This is a genomic window from Sphingomonas profundi, from assembly GCF_009739515.1.
GTDB lineage: Bacteria > Pseudomonadota > Alphaproteobacteria > Sphingomonadales > Sphingomonadaceae > Alterirhizorhabdus > Alterirhizorhabdus profundi.
On record NZ_CP046535.1, the window covers coordinates 2455447 to 2476521 of the forward strand.

Here is a 21075-nt window from a genome sequence, read left to right on the forward strand (position 1 = left end):
ATGATCGCCCGCTTCTTCGTCGATCGCCCGGTGTTCGCCTGGGTGATCGCCCTCGGCATCGCGCTGGCCGGCCTGATGGCGCTGCGCGCGCTGCCGATCGAGCAGTATCCGACGGTGGCGCCACCCTCGCTCACGATCGGCGTCACCTATCCGGGCGCGGACGCGCAGACGCTGGAGCAGAACGCCACCCAGATCATCGAGCAGGAGCTGAACGGGGTCGAGGGCTTCCTCTACATGGCCTCCACCAGCCAGTCGAACGGCACGGCCACGATCACCCTCACCTTTCAGGCCGGCACCGATCTGGATGTCGCGCAGACGGAGGTGCAGAACCGCCTCACCCGCGTCGAGCAGCGTCTGCCGGAGGAGGTGCGCCGCCAGGGCATCATCGTCAACAAGGCGTCCAGCGGCTTCCTGATGATCGTCGCGCTCACCTCCAAGAGCGGCACGATGTCCGCGCTGGAGCTGGGCAACGTCGCCAACACCCAGATCCTCGACGAGCTGCGGCGGGTGAAGGGCGTCGGCGACCTGCGGCTGTTCGGCTCCGAATATGCCATGCGGATCTGGCTGGATCCGGACAAGCTCGCCAACTTCAACCTCTCGGCGGCCGAGGCGCTGGCGGCGGTGCAGGAGCAGAACAGCCAGACGGCGGGCGGCCAGATCGGCGACCAGCCGATCGCCAAGGGCGCGGAGCTGAACGCGACGATCGTCACGCAGAACCGCTTCACCAATCCGGAGCAGTTCGAGAACATCATCCTGCGCGCCAATCCCGACGGCTCCACCGTCCGCCTCGCCGATGTCGGGCGGGTCGAGCTCGGCGCGCAGAGCTACGTCACCGGCAACGAGCTGAGCGGGCGGCCGATGGCCGGCATCGCCGTGCAGACCGTGCCCGGCGCCAACGCGCTCGCCACCAGCGAGGGCGTCCGCGCCCAGCTGAAGGCGCTGGAGAAGACGCTGCCGGCGGATGTCGCCTGGTCCACCCCCTACCAGACCGCGCCGTTCATCACCGCCTCCGTCGACGAGGTCGTGAAGACGCTGATCGAGGCGATGGTGCTCGTCTTCATCGTGATGTTCCTGTTCCTGCAGAACTGGCGCGCCACGGTGATCCCGACCCTCGTCGTGCCGATCGCGCTGGCCGGCGCCTGCCTCGGCCTCTGGGTGTTCGGCTTCTCGATCAACGTGCTCAGCCTGTTCGGCATGGTGCTGGCGATCGGCATCCTCGTCGACGACGCGATCGTGGTGATCGAGAATGTCGAGCGGATCATGGCCGAGGAGCATCTCGCCCCGCGCGAGGCGACGATCAAGGCGATGGACCAGATCACCGGCGCCATCATCGGCATCACCCTGGTGCTGATGGCGGTGTTCGTGCCGATGGCCTTCTTCCCCGGCTCCACGGGCGGCATCTACCGGCAATTCTCGATCACCCTCGTCGTCTCAATCGCCTTCTCGGCGCTGCTGGCGCTCACCCTCACGCCGGCGCTCTGCGCCGCGCTGCTGAAGCCGCACGAGCAGAAGGACGAGCAGGCGAAGCCCGGCCGCTTCGCCTTCGCCACCCGCTTCTTCGGCTGGTTCAACGGCTGGTTCGGCCGCACCACCGATCGCTACCAGCGCGGCGTGGGCTCCATGCTCGGCCGGCCGCTGCGCTGGCTGGCGGTGTTTCTGGTGCTGCTGGGCCTCACCGGCTTCCTGTTCACCCGCGTGCCCGGCGGCTTCCTGCCGACCGAGGATCAGGGCTACCTGATCTCCGTGGTGCAGGCCCCGCCGGGCGCCACGCTGGAGCGCACGAACGAGGCGCTGAACAAGATGAAGGCGTTCTTCGCCGCCCAGCCGCAGGTGGAGGATACCGTGCTGGTGCGGGGCTTCAGCTTCTTCGGCCAGGGCCAGAACGCGGCGATGATGTTCACCACCCTGCACCCGTGGGAGGATCGCAAGGGCAAGGACAATTCGGCCGAGGCGATGGTGGGCAAGGCGATGGGCGCGCTCGGCTCGGTGCCGGAAGCGATGATCTTCGCGCTCTCGCCGCCGCCGATCCAGGAGCTCGGCAACGCCAGCGGCTTCACCTTCAAGCTCCAGGATCGCGAGAGCAAGGGCAATGCGGCGCTGATGGCGGCGCGCAACCAGCTGCTCGGCATGGCCGGCAAAAGCCCGATCCTCGCCGGCGTGCGGCCGGAGGGGATGGAGGACGCGCCGCAGCTGCGGGTGCTGATCGATCGCGTCACCGCGCGCGCGCTGGGTCTCTCGATCGCGGACGTGAACGCCACCCTCTCGATCGCCTTCGGCTCCGCCTACGCCAACGATTTCAACCGCGACGGGCGCGTGCTGCGCGTGCTGTTGCAGGCCGACGCGCCGTTCCGCATGACGCCGGAGGACGTGCTGAACCTGCGCGTGCGCAACACGAGCGGGCAGATGGTGCCGTTCAGCGCCTTCACCCGCGCCAGCTGGACGTCCGGCCCGCCGCAGCTCCAGCGGTACAACGGCTACTCGTCTGCCACGATATCCGGCACGCCGGCGCCCGGTCACTCGACCGGCGAGGCGCTGAACGAGATGGAGCGGCTGGCCGGCCAGCTTCCCGGCGGCTTCACCTTCGAGTGGACCGGCACCGCGTTCGAGGAGCGGGAGGCCGGCGGCCAGGTCGCGGGCCTGCTCGGCCTGTCGATCATCGTCGTCTTCCTGCTGCTCGCCGCGCTCTACGAGAGCTGGACGGTGCCGATCGCGGTGCTGCTGGTGGTGCCGCTCGGCGTGCTGGGCGCGGTGCTGTTCACCACCTTCCGCGGCCTCTCGGCGGACGTCTACTTCAACGTCGGCCTCATCACGATCATCGGCCTCGCCGCCAAGAACGCGATCCTGATCGTGGAGTTCGCGATCGAGCGGGAGGCCGAGGGCGAGAGCGTGCACGACGCCACCATGGAGGCGGTGAAGCTGCGGCTGCGGCCGATCATCATGACCTCGCTTGCCTTCATCCTGGGCATGGTGCCGCTCGTCATCGCCACCGGCGCGGGCGCCGCCAGCCGTCGCGCGGTCGGCACCGGCGTGATGGGCGGGATGATCACGGCGACCTTGTTCGGCATCTTCTTCATCCCGGTCTTCTACATCGCGGTTCGCCGCTGGCTCACCCGCAAGCAGCCGCACGCCACCGGCCACGGCGGCAAGCCGGACAAGCGCCGCGACGGCGGGCCGGACGAGCGCCGCGACGGCGAGCCGCCGCGCGACGGGGAGCCGGCCCATGCGTAAGCCCCCATTCGCGCTGCTGGCGGCGACGGCGCTGTCCGCCTGCTCGCTCGCCCCGCCGCACACGCGCCCGCCGCTGCCGGTGGCGCCCGCCTACCAGCCGGAATATCAGCCCGAGATCGGCACCCGCCGGGCACCCGAGATCGGCTGGCGCGAATTCTTCCCCGATCAGCGTCTCCAGGCGCTGATCGCGCTGGCGCTGGAGCATAACCGCGATCTGCGCGTGTCCGTCGCGCGGGTGGCGGAGGCGCGCGGCCAGTATCGCGTGCAGGGCGCGGACCGTCTTCCGACGATCGGCGCCAACGGCAGCTACACCCGCAGCCGCTTCGGCGCGAACGCGCTGGGCGCCACCGGCGGCGTCGGCACCACGCCCGGCACCGGTGCCGGCACAGGTACGGGCACCGGAACCGGCACGGGCACCGGAACCGGCGTGGGCACGGGCGTGGGCACCGGCATCGATACTTCTGGCGTCGGCGCGATCACGCTGGATCGCTACGCCGTGAACATCGGCGTCTCCGCCTTCGAGCTCGATTTCTGGGGCCGCGTGGCGAACCTGACGGAGGCGGCGCGCGCGAACTACCTCTCCACCGTCGCCGCCGAGCGCGCGTTCCGCCTCTCGCTGATCCGCGACGTCGCGACGCTCTACCTCACCGCGCGCGAATATATCGAGCGGATCGAGCTGGCCGAGCGGACGGTGACGAGCCGCAAGGAAGGCCTGCGCATCGCCAAGCTGCGGCTGGACGCGGGCGTCACCTCCGCGCTCGACTATCGCCAGGCCGAGACGCTGCTGACCCAGGCTGAGACCGCCCTCGCCGCCCTCCGCCTCCAGCTCGCCCAGACGCGGGATCAGGCGGCGGTGCTGATCGGCCAGCCGATCCCCTTCGATGCGCTGCCGCGGGCGCTCTCCACCGCCAATCAGCCGATCACGCGGGATATCGCGCCCGGCCTGCCGTCCGACCTGCTGGACAACCGGCCGGACGTGATCGCCGCCGAGGAACAGCTGCGCGGCGCCCGCGCCAATATCGGCGCCGCCCGCGCCGCCTTCTTCCCGTCGATCACGCTCACCGGCAGCGCCGGCTTCGCCTCAACCGCGCTCGGCGATCTCTTCAAGTCGGGCAGCTTCCTCTACAGCGTCGGGCCGACGCTCGATCTGCCGATCTTCGACTGGGGTCGTCGCGAGGGCAATCTGGAGGTGGCGAAGGCCCAGGCCGATATCGCCCTCGCCAATTACGAGAAGGCGATCCAGGTGGCCTTTCAGGAAGTGGCGGACGCGCTGGCGGGGCGCCGCTACCTCGCCGAGCAGGTGGAGGCGCAGCAGCGTGCCGCCGTCGCCCAGCGCCAGTTGGCCGGGCTTGCCCGCTCACGCTACCGCAACGGCGTGGCGAACTATATCGAGGTGCTCGATGCCGAGCGGAACCTGTTCGAGGCCGAGCAGGCGCTGATCTCGGCGCGTCGCACCGAGTTGCAGAGCCGCGTCAGCCTCTACGTGGCACTCGGCGGCGGGCTGAACGAAACCGGCAGCCCGCCGCCGCGCCCATAGCGATCAGCGGCGCTTGGTCGACGATTTGGTCCGGGTGCCGGTCGTCGTGCCCGCCTTCGTGCCGGTGGTGGTCGACATGGTCGACGTTGCCGAACTGTCTGTCGTGGTGCTCGGCATCGCGCCCGTCGCGCCGGCCTTCGTGCCTACCGACGCACCCGTTCGCGTGCCGGCCGGGCCGGACATCGTGCTGTCCATCGACGAACCCGTCTGGCTGCCCACAGTCGGCTGGTTGGTGGAGCTCGCGGCGTCGTTCGGCGCGGTCATCGTGTCGGAGGACGGCCCCATCGTCGGATCGAGCGATCCGCCGCTGACGGACGGGTTGGGGCCGACCTGGGCCATGGCATAACCGGGCAGGGCGATCGCGATCGCCGCGAGGATCTTGAGATGACGCATGATTTTGCTCTCCTGAAGGAGACCGCATAACGGCCGGCGGCGCGATTGGATGCCGCCGCCTCGCAGGCTCTCCGCGAACGCCGCCCGGCTCAGCCGCACTGCGCGCGGTGCAGCAGCTTCTGATCCGCCAGCACCAGCGCCACCATCGCCTCCACCACCGGCGCGGCGCGGATGCCGACGCAGGGATCGTGCCGGCCCTTCGTGCGGATCTCGGCCTCCTGCCCGGCGCGATCGATCGTCGGCACGGGCGTGAGGATCGAGGAGGTGGGCTTCAGCGCCACGCGCAGCACCACCGGCTGGCCGGTCGCGATGCCGCCGGCGATCCCGCCGGCATGGTTGGCGAGGAAGATCGGCCGGCCGTCATCGCCCGGCCGCATCGGATCGGCGTTCGTCTCGCCGGTCAGCCGTGCCGCGGCGAAACCGTCGCCGATCTCCACACCCTTCACGGCGTTGATGCTCATGCAGGCGGCGGCCAGCTCGCCGTCCAGCTTGGCGTAGAGCGGCGCGCCCCATCCGGCCGGCACACCTTCCGCCACGCATTCCACGATCGCGCCGACCGACGATCCCGCCTTGCGCGCGCCGTCGACGATCGCCTCCCACCGCGCGGCCGCCGCGGCATCGGGGCAGAAGAACGGGTTGCGATCGATCTCGCCGTCGTCGAAGGCCGCGCGGTCGATCGCGTCGCCGCCCAGCTCCACCAGGCAGGCGCGGATCCGCACCTCCGGGATCACCGCCCGCGCCACGGCCCCGGCTGCCACCCGCGCCGCCGTCTCGCGCGCGGAGGATCGGCCACCGCCGCGATGGTCGCGAAAGCCGTATTTCGCGTCATAGGCGTAATCGGCGTGGCCGGGGCGATAGGCGCGCGCCACCTCCGCATAATCCTTCGATCGCTGGTCGACATTCTCGATCATCAGGCTGATCGGCGTGCCGGTCGTCCGCCCCTCGAACACGCCCGAGAGGATGCGCACGGCATCCGGCTCCTGCCGCTGGGTGGTGAAGCGCGAGGTGCCGGGCCGGCGCCGGTCCAGCCACGGCTGGATGTCGCCCTCCGCCAGCGCCAGCCCCGGCGGACAGCCATCGACGACGGCGCCCAGCGCCGGCCCGTGCGACTCTCCCCAGGTGGTGAAGCGGAAGATACGACCGAAGGTGTTGAAGCTCATGCGGCGGCTTCAGCCTGCCAGCCCTTGCCGAACCGCTCCGCCATGTAGCGTGCCGAACCAAACCGCCCGGCCATCAATCCGTCGACGGTCAGGTCGGCATCAAGGGCTTCCCAGTGCAGCCCGAAGCCGGCTCCCAAGATTTCCACCTGCGCCAGCTGATCGGCGGTTGCCTGCTCCAGCCCCTGCGCCAGATGGGCGGGAAAGCTGAATGTGGCGCCACTGACCAGATCGATGACGATATGGCCCTGCGCCGCATCGTAGCGCGCGGCGCGTGCACGCGGCCTGGTCACGAGATCCAGCTCGCCTCGGCGAAGCGCCGTCTCGAACATTTCCTCGCTCGCTTCAGCCATGAAGATCGGTCCAGCATCTCATCAGATACGCGTGCGATCCTCGCACGATCCGCAGGGCACGTCGACTCTCGGCGATAGTGGCATCCACCCGCCGGATTACCTCGGATGCATTTGCTCCATCACCCAGGCCGATCTTCGTCTCACCGTCGCCGAATACGTGGACGTGCGGCGGCGCATGATCGGTCGTGTAGATGATAACCCTCAGCCCGCCCTCACGCAGAACCGTCGGCATCATGCCAGCGCGATATCGGGCGCATCCTCGGCCTTCATGCCGATCACGTTGTAGCCGGCATCGACATGGTGGATCTCGCCCGTCACCCCGCTCGCCAGGTCGGAGAGGAGGTAGACGCCGGCGCCGCCGACATCCTCGATCGTCACGTTGCGGCGCAGCGGTGCGTTCAGCTCGTTCCACTTCAGGATGTAGCGGAAATCGCCGATGCCGCTGGCCGCCAGCGTCTTGATCGGCCCGGCGGAGATGGCGTTGACGCGGATATTTTCCGGCCCGAGGTCCATCGCCAGATATTTGACGCTGGTCTCCAGCGCCGCCTTGGCGACGCCCATCACGTTATAGTGCGGCACCACCTTCTCGGCGCCATAGTAGCTGAGCGTCAGGATCGCGCCGCCGTCGGGCATCATCGCACGCGCCCGCTTCGTCACCGCCACCAGCGAGTAGGCCGAGACGTTCATCGTCAGCAGGAAATTGTCCAGGCTGGTGTCGACATAATGGCCGCGCAGCTCGTTCTTGTCGGAGAAGCCGATCGCGTGGACGAGGAAGTCGATCGTCGGCCAGCGTTGCGCCAGGGTGGCGAAGCACGTGTCGATGCTGGCCATGTCGCTCACGTCGCAATCGATCAGGAAGTCGGAGCCGACATCCGCCGCCAGCGGCCGCACCCGCTTGGCCAGCGCCTCGCCCTGGTGGCTGAACGCCATCTCGGCACCCTGTTCGCCCAGCGCCTTCGCAATGCCCCACGCCAGCGACCGATCATTCGCCAGCCCCATGATCAGGCCGCGTTTCCCTTCCATCAGGCCTGCCATTATCGCTCCCTCAAGCCGTGTCCGGCGCTTCCCTTACGCGCGACCCGGGGGTTTCCGCCAGTGCCGCGTTCAGATGCGCGCCGATGACCAGACCGAAGCCGACCAGCCAGAAGAAGAACAGCGCGATGATCGTGCCCGCCAGCCCGCCATAGGTGCGGTCATAGCCGCCCAGCAGCGCCAGCGCGTGCGGCAGCGCCATCGTCACCGACATCCACCACAAGGCGGTGAACATCGCCCCCGGCCACTTCGGGCAGGCCGAGAGGCGGTATTTGGACGGCGTAAGCGAGTAGAACAGGAAGTAGAGCGCCACCGCCAGCATCGCCAGCGGCGCCAGCCGGCCGAGGCCGATCCACCGCCCCATATCGGATGCGAAGGGCAGTAGGCGGGTGATGAACTGCTCCGCCGCCGTCAGCAGCACCTGCGCGCTGAACGCCGCCAGCGCCATCACCACCGATACGATGATCAGCGCCGCCGACGTCATGCGATAGTGCCAGAAGGCACGCGAATAGCCGGTGCCGTAGGCGCGGCGCAGGATGTCGCGGATCGTCTCGATGAAGCTGCCGACCGTCCACAGGCCCACCAGCGCGCCCAGCCACAGCAGCGATCCGGTGCGCGCGGCCAGCACGTCCATGATCGGCTGGCGCAGCAGTTGGGCGACGGCCGGCGGCACCGTGCGCAGGAAGCTGTCGATCGCCCGCAGCGTATCCGGCCCGTGGCCGAAGAACTGCGCCAACGCCGCCAGGATGATGAAGAACGGAAACAGCGTGAGCAGCGCCAGATAGGCCAGGTTGCCGGCGTGGATGAAGCCATCCGAGTAGACGCCGACCGCCACCCGCTTCAGCACCGCGAACGCCTTGCTGCCCGGCCGCACCCGATCCAGCGAGCGATCGAAGCGGCTGCGAACTGCCCCGCGCTTGGCCCGTTCCTCTGGCGTCTCGGGCGAGATCTCCTGCACGGGCGGCTAGACGCCCAGCCCCGCCCTTGGGTTGCGCGCGGCGCCGCCGCTCCACCGCTCGACGAACGCCTCCAGCTCGGCATCGTCGGCCGGGATGTCGATCGCCAGGGTGACGAGCTGATCGCCGCGGCCGCCATCCTTGCGGTGGAAGCCGCGGCCCTTCAGCCGCAGCACCTTGCCGGATGTGGCGCCGCGCGGCACCGTCAGCTTCACCGCGCCCTCCACGGTCGGCGTCGTCACCGCCGCGCCCTTCACCGCCTCGTCCAGGCCGATCGGCAGGTCCAGCCGCACGTCGTCGCCGTCGCGGGTGAAGAAGCGGTGGGGGCGCACCTCGATCGTCAGCATCGCATCGCCGGCGCCGCCGGGGCCGATCTCGCCCTTGCCGGTCAGGCGCATCTGGGTGCCGTCCTCCACGCCCGCCGGCAGCTTGATGTCGATCGTCTTGCCGTCGGAGAGGGTCACGCGCTGCGGCTTCAGCGCCGCCGCCTCCTCGAACGGCACGGAGAGGCGATAGGCCACGTTGGCGCCCTTCGGCGCGGGCCGGCGCGCGCCGCCGCCGAAGCCGGGGTTGAAGCCGCCACGCCCGCGACCGCCGGCGGCGCCGCCGAACAGCCCCTCGAAGATGTCGCCGAAGTCGCCGCCCTCGCCATTGAACTCGAAGCCGCCCTGCCCGCCGCCGGCCCCGGGGCGGAAGCCGCCGCCCCCGCCGCCGCCACCGAAGCCGAACGGCGCCTTGGGATTGCCCTGCTCGTCGATCTCGCCGCGATCGTAGCGGGCGCGCTTGTCCTTGTCGGTCAGCAGGTCGTAGGCCGCCGTCACGTCGGCGAACCGCTCCGTAGCCTTCGGATTGTCCTGATTGCGGTCCGGGTGCAGCTCCTTCGCCAGCCGGCGATAGGCCTTCTTGATCGCGGCCTCGTCCGCGCCGCGTTCCACGCCGAGTTTCGAATATAGGTCCGCCATGCCCTGCCCGTTACGGTATGCTCGCGCGGACCGCCATCTGTTGCAGATCCGCCACAGGTCAGATGTGCAGTCCCGCCGGCTTGCGCAAGACCAAAGTTTCGCGATGCGCGCGGCACGATGTCGGCACATTCGCGTTCATCGCGGTCCAACCCTCAGGCACAGGCGACGAACGCGCGTGGCACCCTTCTCCTGCCCCAACTGCAACCGCCTGCTGCATTTCGAGGTGCGCATCTGCCCCGCCTGCCACTTCACCCTCGGCTACGATCCCGCGTCCGACGCCTTCCTGTTCCTCGGCGACAATCTGACCACCTGGCGCGACGGCGCGGGCAACCCGCACGAGGTGCGGGTGTGCGAGAACAATAACGGCTTCGAGGTGTGCAACTGGCTGGTCGGCGCCGCCGAGCCGACGCCCTTCTGCCGGGCCTGCCGGCACAACCGCATGATCCCGGACCTCACGATCGCGACCGTGCCGGAACGCTGGGGCAAGGTGGAGGCGGCCAAGCGCCGGCTGTTCCACACCCTGCTGCGGCTGGGCGTGCCGATCGAGACGCATCCCGAGGCGCAGGCCAGCGGTCTGCCGCAGGGGCTGACCTTCGATCTGCTCTACGATCCCGTGGCGGAGATGAACGGCCAGCCGCAGATCCTCACCGGCCACAATGGCGGCCTGATCACGCTGAACCTGATCGAGGCCGACGATGTCGAGCGCGAGCGCATCCGCCGCGAGATGGGCGAGCCCTATCGCACCCTGCTGGGCCACTTCCGCCACGAGGTGGGCCATTATTACTGGGATCGGCTGATCCGCCACGATGCGGAGGAGCTCCAGCGGTTCCGTGCCGTGTTCGGCGACGAGACGCTCGATTACGCCTCCGCGCTGCAGAACCACTATAGCAGCGGCAAGGCGTGGACCGACGATTATGTGAGCTTCTACGCCACATCCCATCCGTGGGAGGATTTCGCCGAGACCTTCGCCCACCTGCTCCACATCGTCGATACGCTGGCGGCGCTGGGCGGCTTCGGCACCCGGCTCGATCCGTTTCCGGGGCCGGAGGCGCATCCCGGCGCGGCGGTTGCGTTCGACCCCTATCGCGCGGCGACGGACGATCTCGTCGCGCAGATCGTGCCCTATTCCTTCGCCCTCAACGCGATCAACCGCAGCATGGGCCAGCCGGATCTCTACCCGTTCCATCTTTCTGCGGCGGTCACGGCCAAGCTGGACTATGTCAACGCGATGATCGCCCGCACCAGCGTCCGGCCCATGGCCCCGACCGTGGCCGATTGAGCGGGCGCGTGCCGGTTGGCCCCAACCCCGCGCGCCTCGGCTTCGCCCGGCGGGTTCCTTCGCCCGCCGCCGCGCGGCAAGGGCAGGCCGCCCGGCGGCCGCTGACGCCGGCGCCGCCCGCAACCGTATCCGTCACCTTCGGCGACAATCGGAGCGCATCATGACAGAGACCCCAACCTATACGCCCCCCGCAATCTGGACCTGGGAGAAGGCCAGCGGCGGCCGCTTCGCCAACATCAACCGCCCGATCGCCGGCGCCACGCACGAGAAGGCGCTGCCCGTCGGCCGCCATCCGCTGCAGCTCTACTCGCTGGCGACGCCCAACGGGCAGAAGGTGACGATCCTGCTGGAGGAGCTGCTCGAACTCGGCCACGCCGGCGCGGAATATGACGCCTGGCTGATCCGCATCGGCGACGGCGACCAGTTCGGCAGCGGCTTCGTGGGCGTGAACCCCAATTCGAAGATCCCGGCGCTGCTGGACCGGAGCGGCGCGGAGCCGATCCGCGTGTTCGAATCGGGCGCGATCCTGATGCACCTAGCTGAGAAGTTCGGTGCCCTGCTGCCCACCGCGCCGGCCGCCCGCGCCGAATGCCTGTCCTGGCTGTTCTGGCAGATGGGCAGCGCGCCCTATCTCGGCGGCGGCTTCGGCCACTTCTACGCCTATGCCCCGGTCAAGATCGAATATGCGATCGATCGCTTCGCCATGGAGGCGAAGCGCCAGCTCGACGTGCTCGACCGGCGCCTGGCGGAGAGCGCGTTCATCGCTGGCCCCGACTATACCATCGCCGACATCGCGATCTGGCCCTGGTATGGCGGCCTGGTGCGAGGCGCCGCCTACGACGCGGCGGAGTTCCTCTCCGTGCACGAATATGCCAACGTCGTGCGCTGGGCCGCAGCCATCGCGGACCGGCCGGCGGTAAGGCGCGGCCGCATCGTCAACCGCATCGTCGGCGATCCGTCCGAGCAGCTGCACGAGCGGCACGACGCCGGCGACTTCCTGACCGGGACGGAGGACAAGCGCGCGCCGGCATCGTCGTAGCCGGCGCCGCCGCGATCCATCGAAAAAAGCGCGGGCCGGTCTCACGATCGCCACGCCGGACGCCTATGTGCCGCCGCGACGACCAAGCAAGGATATCTCCCGCATGCCGATCAAGGCCTATGGCGCCACCGCCGCCGACGTACCGCTCGAACCGATGGACATCCAGCGCCGCGCGCCCGCCGCGCACGACGTGCAGATCGCCATCGCCTATTGCGGCGTCTGCCACTCCGATCTGCACCAAGTCCGCAGCGAGTGGGGCGGCACGCTCTATCCCTGCGTGCCCGGCCACGAGATCGTCGGCCGGGTGACGGCGGTGGGCGATGCGGTGACGCGGTTCGCGGTCGGCGAGATCGTCGGCGTGGGTTGCATGGTAGACAGCTGCCAGCATTGCTCCGCCTGCGCGGAGGGGCTGGAGCAGTTCTGCGAGAACGGCTTTACCGGCACCTATAACGCCCCCACCGACGAGCAGCCCGGCCACACGCTCGGCGGCTACACCCAAGCGATCGTGGTGGACGACAAGTTCGTGCTGAAGATCCGCCATCCGGAGGATCAGCTCGCCGCCGTCGCGCCACTGCTGTGCGCCGGCATCACCACCTATTCGCCGCTGCGCCACTGGCAGGCCGGGCCGGGCAAGAAGGTGGGTATCGTCGGCATCGGCGGCCTCGGCCACATGGGCGTGAAGCTCGCCCACGCCATGGGCGCCCACGTCGTCGCCTTCACCACCTCGCCGCACAAGCGCGACGACGCCCTCACGCTCGGTGCGGACGAGGTCGTCAACTCGCGTGACGACGCGCAGATGCAGGCGCACGCCGGCAGCTTCGACTTCATCCTCGATACGGTGGCCGCCAGCCACGATCTCGATGCCTTCACCGCTCTGCTGAAGCGGGACGGCACGCTCACCATGGTGGGCGTGCCGGAGCATCCGCACCCCAGCCCGACGATCGGCATGCTGGTGTTCGGGCGCAAGTCGATCGCCGGATCGCTGATCGGCGGCATCGCCGAGACGCAGGAGATGCTCGATTTCTGCGCCGAGCACGGCATCGTCGCCGATATCGAGATGATCGCGATCCAGCAGATCGACGAGGCGTATGACCGGATGCAGCGCAGCGACGTGAAGTACCGCTTCGTCATCGACAACGCGACCCTCGCCGCCTGACCCATGCCGCGCGTCGTGGCCGCAAGGAACGGCCACGGCGCTTGCGGAGCGGACGGCGATTTGCTCCACTCCCTCCTGCCATCTGGGGGGATCGACGATGAAGACGCCGCTGCTGCTCGCCACCGCACTGCTCGCCGCCGCGCCCGCCGGGGCGGCCCCCGTCACCCACTATCCGCCCGCGGCCATGCCGGGGATGCCAGGCATGGCCAAGGGGCCGCCGTTCAGCGCCGCCGTGATGGCCGGCGACACGCTCTATCTGTCCGGCACGACCGATACCGATCCGGCCACCGGCAAGCCGCCGGCGGACGTGGCGGCCGGCGCGCGGCTGGTGATGGAGAATATCAGGCGCTCGGTGGAGAAGGCCGGCCTCACCATGAACGATCTCGTCTGGGTGCAGGTGTTCGCCACCAATCTGGCCGATTACGCCGCGTTCAACGACGTCTATCGCACCTACTTCACCGGCCCGCTGCCGGCGCGTGCCTTCATCGGCGCCGGCAGCCTGCTGGGCGGCGCGCATTTCGAGGTGATGGGGATCGCCGTCCGCGCCCGGTAGGGCCTTGACCCGCGGATCCGTCCGTCGCCGGGGGCGCCAGGCGCGCGCATCCTCGTCGATGGGGCCTGTTTAGCTGCCGCTGAGGCGGTGGCGCGGCATGTCGTGAGACGGTCGCCAAAGCGCAACCAATGCGTCATGCAGCAATCCTAATGCCGGTCGAACAGGGGGACATGCCATGACGTTTCGTTCGGTGGCGCTGGCCGCCGTCAGCCTCGCCGCGCTCGCGGCATCGCCCGCGCGCGCACAGACCGTGGCGGAGGCAGACGCTGCGGCGCCTGACGAGATCGTCGTCACCGCCCAGCTGCGCGCGCAGAACCCGATCGAGGTGCCGATCGCGCTCAGCGTGACGACGGGCGCCGAGTTCGAACGGCTGGGCCTCGACGATCTCGAGGAATTTTCCCGCTTCGTCCCCGGCTTCGACGTGCAGAACCAGTCGCCGAACAATCCCGGCTTCGTCATGCGCGGCATCACCTCCGACAGCGGCACCGCCACCAACGAGCCACGCGTCTCCGTCTTCCAGGATGGCGTCTCCATCTCCAAGTCGCGCGGCTCCTATGTCGAGCCGTTCGATCTCCAGCGGATCGAGGTCGCCAAGGGGCCGCAGTCCACGCTGTACGGGCGGGGCGCGCTAATCGGCGCGGTCAACCTGATCGAGAACAAGGCCGATCCGGACGGCTTCGGCGCACGCCTGCGCGCCGACTACGGCAATTACGACGCCTATGTGGTGGAAGGCATGGTGAACGCGCCGCTGGGCGAAGGCATCGCGGCCCGCGTCTCCGGCCGCCTGCGCAAGCGGGACGGCTATGTGAAGAACCTGCTCGGCGGGCCGGACTTCAACTCGGTCGATACCAAGGCCGTGCGCGGCACGCTCCACGCGGAGACCGGCGGTCTGAAGTTCGACCTGATCGGCAACTACCAGAAGGACGAGACGAACGGCACGCCGTTCAAGTCCACGACCTACCGCCCCACCGATCCCGTCACGGGCGCGGTGATCGGCAACGCCGGGCGCAACAGCGGCGCGGCGCTGGCCGCCGGCTCCGGCTTCGAGGGCGACCGCGGCCTCGGCATGGACCGGGAGGTGTGGGGCGTCACCGGCCTCGCCACCTACACGCTGAGCGACCGGCTCACTCTCACCTCGATCTCCGCCTACCGCCACTTCAAGGCGCTGGAGATTTTCGACGCCGACGGCATCTCGCTACCCGTGCTCACCGCCGCGGAGGATGCGCGCGGCAAGCAGGCGAGCCAGGAACTGCGGCTGACCTACGAGGAAGGGCCGCTCACCGCCTTTCTCGGCGGCAGCTACTTCTACGAGAAGGGATCGCAGCGCACGCCGGCGATGTTCGACGAGCGCGCGGTGCTGGCGCGGATCGCCAATGCGCTTTCCGGCCCAATCCCGGGCCGCCCCGCCACCGATCCGGCACCCGCCGCCGTGTTCGCCAACACCGCCTTTACCGGCGCGCTGCTGCAGGGCGCGGCTGCCGCATCCGGCGTCGCGCTGCCGGCGGCGCAGGCGATGGCGATCGCCGCCAACCTGAAGCCCGGCCACTCCGAAACCAGCACCAACTTCTCGCGCACCAGCGCCTTCGACATCTTCGGTGACGCCACCTACCGCATCGGCGAGAAGCTGGAGATCGGCGCCGGCCTGCGCTACACGCATGACGACAAGCGCACGCGCTACACCTCGGCGGTGCTGAACGGCCGCTCGATCCTGGGCGGCTTCATCGGCGCGCTGCGCCAGCCGGCGGCGACCCGGTCCGCGCTGCTCGGCGCGCTCAGCGTGCCCGGCGCAGCCGCGATCCCGCTCTCCGCCGCCTTTCCGGTGCCGCTGTTCGGCCTCGGCGCGCAGCCCACCGCCGGCAATGGCGGGGTGGACAGCGCCGACCTGACCGACGACGGCTTCAGCTGGCGCTTCACCGCCCGCTACGCGGCCTCGCCCCAGGCCAGCCTCTACGCCACCTATGCGCGCGGCCGGCGGCCCAAGGTGCTGAACGCCGCCGGCCCGGCCGCGCCGTTCGCCGCGACCAACTTCAACGTGCTGGCGAACGAGCGGGTCGACAGCTACGAGACCGGGGTCAAGACGGCGCTGCTCGGCCGCACCCTGTTCCTCGACGGATCGGTGTTCTTCTACCAGTATCGCAATTTCCAGAGCCAGGTGCAGCAGGGCACGCAGATCATCACCGTCAACGCCGGCAAGGCCGAGAGCTACGGGCTTGAGGCGCAGGCGCGCTGGGTGCCGAACGACATCGTCTCGCTCTACGCCAGCTACGCCTACAACCACAGCCGCTTCAAATCCGGCATCCGCGACGGCAACCGCTTCCGCCTCTCGCCCGATCATTCCGCCGCGCTGGGCCTGATCCTGGACGTGCCGGTCGGCCCCGGCCGCATCAGCCTGTCGCCCAGCGTGACCTACCAGAGCCGCGTCTATTTCGACGACGACAATGATCGTTCCGACCTCCAGCAGCCACCCGCCGCGCTGGTCGCCGACAATCTGCGCGACGAGACGCAGAACGGCTATGCGCTCGCCAACCTGCGGCTGGGATTCGAGCCCGAGGACAAGGCGTGGCGTGTCGAGGGCTTCGTTGAGAATGTCTTCGACAGGAAGTATATCCGCGATGCCGGCAATACCGGCGACGCGCTCGGCCTGCCCACCTTCATCGCCGGCGATCCGCGCTTCTACGGGATCACCGCCACCATCCGCTTCGGAGACGTAAAGTGACCGGACCCGTGATCGATCGCCGCTCCGCCCTTGCCCTGATCGGCGCCGGCGCCGCCCTGCCCGCCGCCGGGCAGGCGGCGACGCCGGCGGCAGCGTCCTTCGCACACGGCGTCGCCAGCGGCGATCCCGCCACCGACGGCGCGATCCTCTGGACGCGCGTCACCACCGATGCCGCCGCCGTGCCCGTCCGCTGGAGCGTCGCCGAGAGCGAGGGCGGCAAGCCCGTCGCCAGCGGCACCGCCGAGGCGCGCGCCGCGCGCGACCATACGGTGAAGGTGGAGGCCGGGCGGCTGAAGCCCGGCCGAGATTACTGGTACTGGTTCGAGGCGGCCGGCACCCGCTCGCCGGTCGGCCGCTTCCGCACCCTGCCGGAAGGCAAGGCGGCGGACGTCGTGATGGCGGTCGTCTCCTGCCAGCTCTACGCCAACGGCCTGTTCAACGCCTATGACGCGATCGCGCGGGAGGCGCGCCTCGACGCCGTCGTCCATCTCGGCGACTATATCTACGAATATGATCCGCTCGATTATGGCGGCGCCAACGCGCGCGCGCTGAACCGTCTCGTCAAGCCGGATCACGAGATCGTGACGCTGGCCGACTATCGCGCGCGCCACGCCAGCTACAAGACGGATGCCGACCTGCAGGCCGCCCACGCCCGCGCCGCCTTCATCTGCGTGTGGGACGATCACGAGACGGCGAACGACAGCTGGACGGGGGGCGCCGAGAACCACCAGCCCGCCACCGAGGGGGACTGGAAGGCGCGCAAGGCGGCCGCCATCCAGGCCTATTTCGAGTGGATGCCGATCCGCGATCCGATCCCCGGCAAGACCTGGGAGTCGATCAACCGCAGCTTCCAGTTCGGCGATCTGGCGACACTGCTGATGGTCGAGACGCGGCTGCTCGCGCGCAGCCAGCAGGCGGACGAGGTGGTCAAGCCGGTCGACGCCGCATCGATCGCCGCCGTGCTGAAGGAGCGCGCCCGGCCCGATCGCGAGATGCTCGGCCCGCCGCAGCGCAGCTGGGTGGAGCAGGAGCTGAAGGCATCGGTGGCGGCCGGGCGGCCGTGGCAGGTGCTGGGCAACCAGGTGGTGATGGCGCGCGTGCCGGGGCCGGATATCGTGAAGCTCGCCGGGCCGGAGAAGGCGGCGGCGATGCTGGCCGCGCTGCCGCCCGCCGTCGCCACCCGGCTGAAGACGGCGCAGGCGGGGTTCCGCGCCGGCCTGCCCTACAATCTCGATTCGTGGGACGGCTACCCGCCCGCGCGCCAGCGGCTGTACGAGAGCTTCCGCGCCGCCGGCAGCCGCCCGCTCGTCCTCTCCGGCGACAGCCACGCCTTCTGGGCCAACGACCTGTTCGACGATGGCGGCGCCCTCGTCGCGGTCGAGTTCGGCACCTCCTCGATCACCAGCCCCTCGGTCGGCGACAGCCTGTCCGGCGTGCCGCTGGGCCAGATGCTGGAGGCGGCCGGCGAGGAGGTCGTCTTCTGCGATCAGCGCGCCAAGGGCTACATCCTCCTCACCCTCACGCCGGAACGCGCCCGGGCGGACTATGTCGCCGTCTCGACGATCCTCGCCAAGCCCTATGAGGCCAGGCGGATCGCCGCGTTCGAGGCGCGCGCGGCGGACAAGGGCAGCCGGCTGACCCGCCTCGGCTAGCCTAGCGCCGCTTCGCGCCAGTAGCCGTCGCGCTGCTCACCGTCAGCGGGCTCAGATAGGCGGGATCCTTGATGCCGCCCTTGCGCATCGCGATGCCGGTGAGGCAGGCGTGCATGATGTAGTTGGCGTTCAGCGCGGTGGCGTAGCTGAGATCGAGATACGGCGCGACGTCCAGCATCTCGAAGCCGACGACCTTGGTCTCGGCGCAGATGCGGCGGACCATCGGCACCGCCTCGCGCATCGTCAGGCCGCCCGGCGCCGGCCGCCCAGCGCCGCTGGCGAAGGCGGGATCGAGCACGCTGACGTCGAACGAGACGAAGATGTTCTCCGGGCCGCCGCGCACCTCGTCCAGCACGCTCGCCAGCACCTTGTCCCAGCCGCGGCTCTCCACCTCCGCCATAGTGTGGTAGCGCAGGCCCTGCGTGCGCATCCAGCCCATGTCCTCGCCGCTCATTTCCTGCCCGCGCGTGCCGACCTGGACGATGTCCCGCCCCTGGATCAGCTTCGCCTCGATCAGGCGGGAGACGGCCTGCTGGTCCGAGATGAAGTGCCCGTCACCCTTCATCGCATCGAAATGCGCGTCGAGCTGGACGACGCCGACCTTGCCGACGCCGTACCGGTCCGTCATCGCGGCGACGGTGGGGAACATCAGCGCATGATCGCCGCCGACGATGAACGGGATCACGCCGGTGCCGAGCATCTCGCCGATCATCTTGCGGACATGCTCCACCGTCACCTCGGCGCTCATCTTGTCGACCGAGAGGTCGCCATAGTCGGCGATGCTGAGCTGCACCGTCGGATCGACCCCGGCATAGACGTCGTAGCCGGACGAGCCGTACATCGCCCGCAGGGTGGCCGGCGCGTTCTGCGAGTCCCGCCAGCCGCTGCCGAGATCGAGCGGCACGCCGACGAACGCCACGTCCACCTTGCCCGCCGTCAGATCCTCCGCCCGCAGCGCCACCGGCGCGCCGGCGAAGGTGGGAATCGGATCCTGCTCGTACAAATAGCGCTTCAGGCTGAACGGGCCGGGATCGCGCTGATACTCGTCCAGGGTGGCCGGGCGCAGCACGGTTGACGCGTTGTAATCGCCCGCCTGCGGGTTCAGCGGCACGGCGGCCATGTCCTCCACCGGATCGAGCGGCTGCACCGGATCGGCGGCGACGGCGGGATCGCCCGGCTGGAACTTCGCCGCCTCGATCGTCTGCATCATCGAGGCGACGGTCGCCTGCGCCGCCGCGGCGTCCTGACGCGACAGGATCGTCATCAGCCGGTCGCGGGTCAGCCCGAACCGCTGGAGCATCGCGGGATCGTCGACGAAGGCCTGCTGCGCCGGCGTCAGCGCCACCTGCACCGCGGCGGGCGCGATGCCGGCCGCCAGCGCCATGGCGAGAGCGGCGCCCCTCAGCGCCGGAATGCGCGGGAAAGCGATCACTTCTTCGCTCCGTAATAATTGTCTTGGCCGTGCTCGGAGGACAGCGGGCTGAAATAATTGGCCTGGACGATGCCCTTCTTGCGCATCGCGATGCCGGTGAGGCAGGCGAACATCAGGCTGTTGCCGTTCAGCGCGCTGCGATAGGTCGGGTCGAGCTGCGGCGCGAGCTCGACGATGTCGAAGCCGACCACGTTCGATTCCGCGCACAGCCGCCGCATGATCGGGATCGCCTCGCGCATCGTCAGGCCGCCCGCCACCGGCGTGCCGGTGCCCGGCTCGAAGGCGGGATCCAGCACGTCCACATCGAACGAGATGTAGAGATACTTGGTGTTCTTGCTCGCCTCCTTCACGACGCGCTCCATCACCGCGTCCCAGCCGCGCCGCTCCACCTCGGCCATCGTGTGGTAGTGCATGCCGATCAGCCGCTCCCACTCGTAATAATCCTTGGTGTAGTGGGCGCGCAGGCCGACCTGGATATAATCCTCCGGCCGGATGTGGCCTTCCTTCATCACCCGGTAGATCGGCTGGCCGTGATCGAGCAGGTGGACGCGGCCGCGCCCCGTATCCAGATGCGAATCGAAGTGGATGACGCCGACATTGCCCTTGCCGTAGACGTCGGCCATCGCCGCCACGTTCGGATATTCCAGCGAATGGTCGCCGCCGATGATGACCGGGATCGCCTTGGTTCTGGCGATCTCGCGCACCATGCGGCGCACCTCCTGCACGCTGCGCTCGGTGCTCATCTGGTCGATCGCGACGTTGCCGTAATCGACGATGTTCAGCACCTCGTTGGGCGAGATCATGCTCGACACGTCGGTGCCGCCGGTGCCGATCCGCGCCACGCGCATGGCGTTCGGGCCGTGGCGGGCGTCGCGCCAGCCGGATCCCATATCGAGCGGCGCGCCCAGGATCGCCACGTCCACCTTGCCCGCGATCAGATCCTGCGGGGTGAACGCCACGGGCGATCCGTTGAAGGTGGAGAAGCCGCCGCCGCCGCGCAGGTAGCGGGAGAGCACGATCGGGCCGGGCTGCCGCTTCGGGTTCAGCCCCGGCGGCCGCAGCAGGTGCCAGTCGTTGAAGCGGGGCGACCTGGTGTCGAGCGGGATCGTCTCCGGATCGCGCCCTTTGCGGAACTGCACCTGCTGCGCAACCGCGATGATCGCATCGACATAGGCTTCGATCTGCTGGGCCGACGCGGCCTTGCGCACGCGATCGAATAGCACCTCGCCGCGCACCACCACGCGCGCCCGGCCGCTCTGGATGAAGGCGATCTTGTCGGCGGGCAGCGGCTTCAGCCTGGCCATCACGTCGGCCGGGATGGTCAGCGGCTCGACCGGCATCAGGCCGGGCGTATAGGCGTCGATGTGGCGCGGTATCTCGCCCGGCCGCGTCGGCGGGCCTTTCACCAGCGGCGCGCCGCCGCCCGGTCGCACCGGCGGCTTGGCCGGATCGACGTTGCCCTGCGGCAGATCCGCCCGCGTCGGCTCGGCCGCCATCAGGCGGGAGAGCAGGAGCGGCATCGCCAGCGCGGCGGCCAGCAGCTTCAGACGTGTCCTCATGCGATATCCCAGCGCCCATCGTTGCGGCGCCTCCCCCGGCGAGGGCTGCGCCTGTCGGGATGCTAGGCGCT

General features: G+C 69.5%; 17 protein-coding genes. 9 read left to right on the forward strand and 8 right to left on the reverse strand.

The features are described 5' to 3' along the window. The 3 genes from GNT64_RS11630 to GNT64_RS11640 are packed head-to-tail and all read left to right on the forward strand — an operon-like array spanning nt 1 to nt 5111. Nucleotides 1–3228 (forward strand): efflux RND transporter permease subunit, encoded by a 3228-nt coding sequence (locus tag GNT64_RS11630; protein ID WP_277873223.1) that lies wholly within the window; start codon nt 1–3, stop codon nt 3226–3228. Next, the gene (locus GNT64_RS11635; protein ID WP_156679671.1) at nt 3221–4765 is read left to right on the forward strand and encodes an efflux transporter outer membrane subunit; all 1545 of its coding nucleotides are present in this window, start codon (nt 3221–3223) and stop codon (nt 4763–4765) included. Before GNT64_RS11630 ends, GNT64_RS11635 begins: the two co-directional genes overlap by 8 nt. 13 nt (nt 4766–4778) lie before the next feature. Beyond that, entirely contained in the window at nt 4779–5111 is a 333-nt protein-coding gene (locus GNT64_RS11640) for a hypothetical protein (RefSeq protein WP_156679672.1), read from the forward strand. A 136-nt stretch (nt 5112–5247) separates the two neighbouring features. Here the strand turns inward: GNT64_RS11640 and aroC are convergent, their stop codons facing one another. Genes aroC through GNT64_RS11670 form a run of 6 tightly spaced genes read right to left on the reverse strand, consistent with a single transcriptional unit; the run spans nt 5248 to nt 9618 of the window. Further along, on the reverse strand, nt 5248–6318 hold the full coding sequence (gene aroC / locus GNT64_RS11645) for a chorismate synthase (RefSeq protein ID WP_156679673.1): 1071 nt from the start codon (nt 6316–6318) through the stop codon (nt 5248–5250). Beyond that, the gene (locus tag GNT64_RS11650) at nt 6315–6668 is read right to left on the reverse strand and encodes a DUF2442 domain-containing protein (RefSeq protein ID WP_156679674.1); all 354 of its coding nucleotides are present in this window, start codon (nt 6666–6668) and stop codon (nt 6315–6317) included. Before GNT64_RS11650 ends, aroC begins: the two co-directional genes overlap by 4 nt. Further along, nucleotides 6661–6903 (reverse strand): DUF4160 domain-containing protein, encoded by a 243-nt coding sequence (locus GNT64_RS11655; protein WP_231638969.1) that lies wholly within the window; start codon nt 6901–6903, stop codon nt 6661–6663. The genes GNT64_RS11650 and GNT64_RS11655 overlap by 8 nt, the downstream gene beginning before the upstream one ends. Continuing rightward, complete coding sequence (fabI, locus tag GNT64_RS11660; protein WP_156679675.1) at nt 6900–7703, reverse strand: enoyl-ACP reductase FabI; 804 nt, start codon at nt 7701–7703, stop codon at nt 6900–6902. The genes GNT64_RS11655 and fabI overlap by 4 nt, the downstream gene beginning before the upstream one ends. A 10-nt stretch (nt 7704–7713) precedes the next feature. Beyond that, nucleotides 7714–8658, reverse strand: a complete 945-nt coding sequence (locus GNT64_RS11665; protein ID WP_156679676.1) for a YihY/virulence factor BrkB family protein — start codon at nt 8656–8658, stop codon at nt 7714–7716. Nucleotides 8659–8664: 6 nt separating this feature from the next. Further along, a complete protein-coding gene (locus GNT64_RS11670) occupies nt 8665–9618 on the reverse strand; it encodes a DnaJ C-terminal domain-containing protein (protein ID WP_156679677.1) in 954 nt (317 codons plus the stop codon). A 175-nt stretch (nt 9619–9793) separates the two neighbouring features. Between GNT64_RS11670 and GNT64_RS11675 the strand changes: the two genes are divergently transcribed. The 6 genes from GNT64_RS11675 to GNT64_RS11700 all read left to right on the forward strand — a co-directional run bounded on the left by GNT64_RS11675 (nt 9794) and on the right by GNT64_RS11700 (nt 18013). After that, nucleotides 9794–10897: a zinc-binding metallopeptidase family protein gene (locus GNT64_RS11675; RefSeq protein WP_197276963.1), complete on the forward strand. Its 1104-nt coding sequence runs from the start codon at nt 9794–9796 to the stop codon at nt 10895–10897. Nucleotides 10898–11057: 160 nt separating this feature from the next. Beyond that, nucleotides 11058–11936, forward strand: coding sequence for a glutathione-dependent disulfide-bond oxidoreductase (yghU, locus tag GNT64_RS11680; RefSeq protein WP_156679679.1), 879 nt, complete (start codon nt 11058–11060; stop codon nt 11934–11936). 103 nt (nt 11937–12039) lie between these two features. After that, the gene (locus GNT64_RS11685) at nt 12040–13092 is read left to right on the forward strand and encodes an NAD(P)-dependent alcohol dehydrogenase (protein ID WP_156679680.1); all 1053 of its coding nucleotides are present in this window, start codon (nt 12040–12042) and stop codon (nt 13090–13092) included. A 97-nt stretch (nt 13093–13189) separates the two neighbouring features. Continuing rightward, entirely contained in the window at nt 13190–13645 is a 456-nt protein-coding gene (locus GNT64_RS11690; protein WP_197276964.1) for a RidA family protein, read from the forward strand. Nucleotides 13646–13820: 175 nt separating this feature from the next. Next, on the forward strand, nt 13821–16361 hold the full coding sequence (locus GNT64_RS11695; RefSeq protein WP_156679681.1) for a TonB-dependent receptor: 2541 nt from the start codon (nt 13821–13823) through the stop codon (nt 16359–16361). Then, nucleotides 16358–18013, forward strand: a complete 1656-nt coding sequence (locus tag GNT64_RS11700; RefSeq protein WP_231638970.1) for an alkaline phosphatase D family protein — start codon at nt 16358–16360, stop codon at nt 18011–18013. The genes GNT64_RS11695 and GNT64_RS11700 overlap by 4 nt, the downstream gene beginning before the upstream one ends. Before the next feature lies 1 nt (nt 18014). Here GNT64_RS11700 and GNT64_RS11705 read toward each other — a convergent pair whose 3' ends face one another. Together GNT64_RS11705 and GNT64_RS11710 are read right to left on the reverse strand one after the other, a co-directional pair. After that, entirely contained in the window at nt 18015–19445 is a 1431-nt protein-coding gene (locus GNT64_RS11705) for an agmatinase family protein (RefSeq protein ID WP_156679682.1), read from the reverse strand. Continuing rightward, complete coding sequence (locus GNT64_RS11710; protein ID WP_197276965.1) at nt 19442–21004, reverse strand: agmatinase family protein; 1563 nt, start codon at nt 21002–21004, stop codon at nt 19442–19444. Before GNT64_RS11710 ends, GNT64_RS11705 begins: the two co-directional genes overlap by 4 nt. Nucleotides 21005–21075 lie beyond the last annotated feature (71 nt).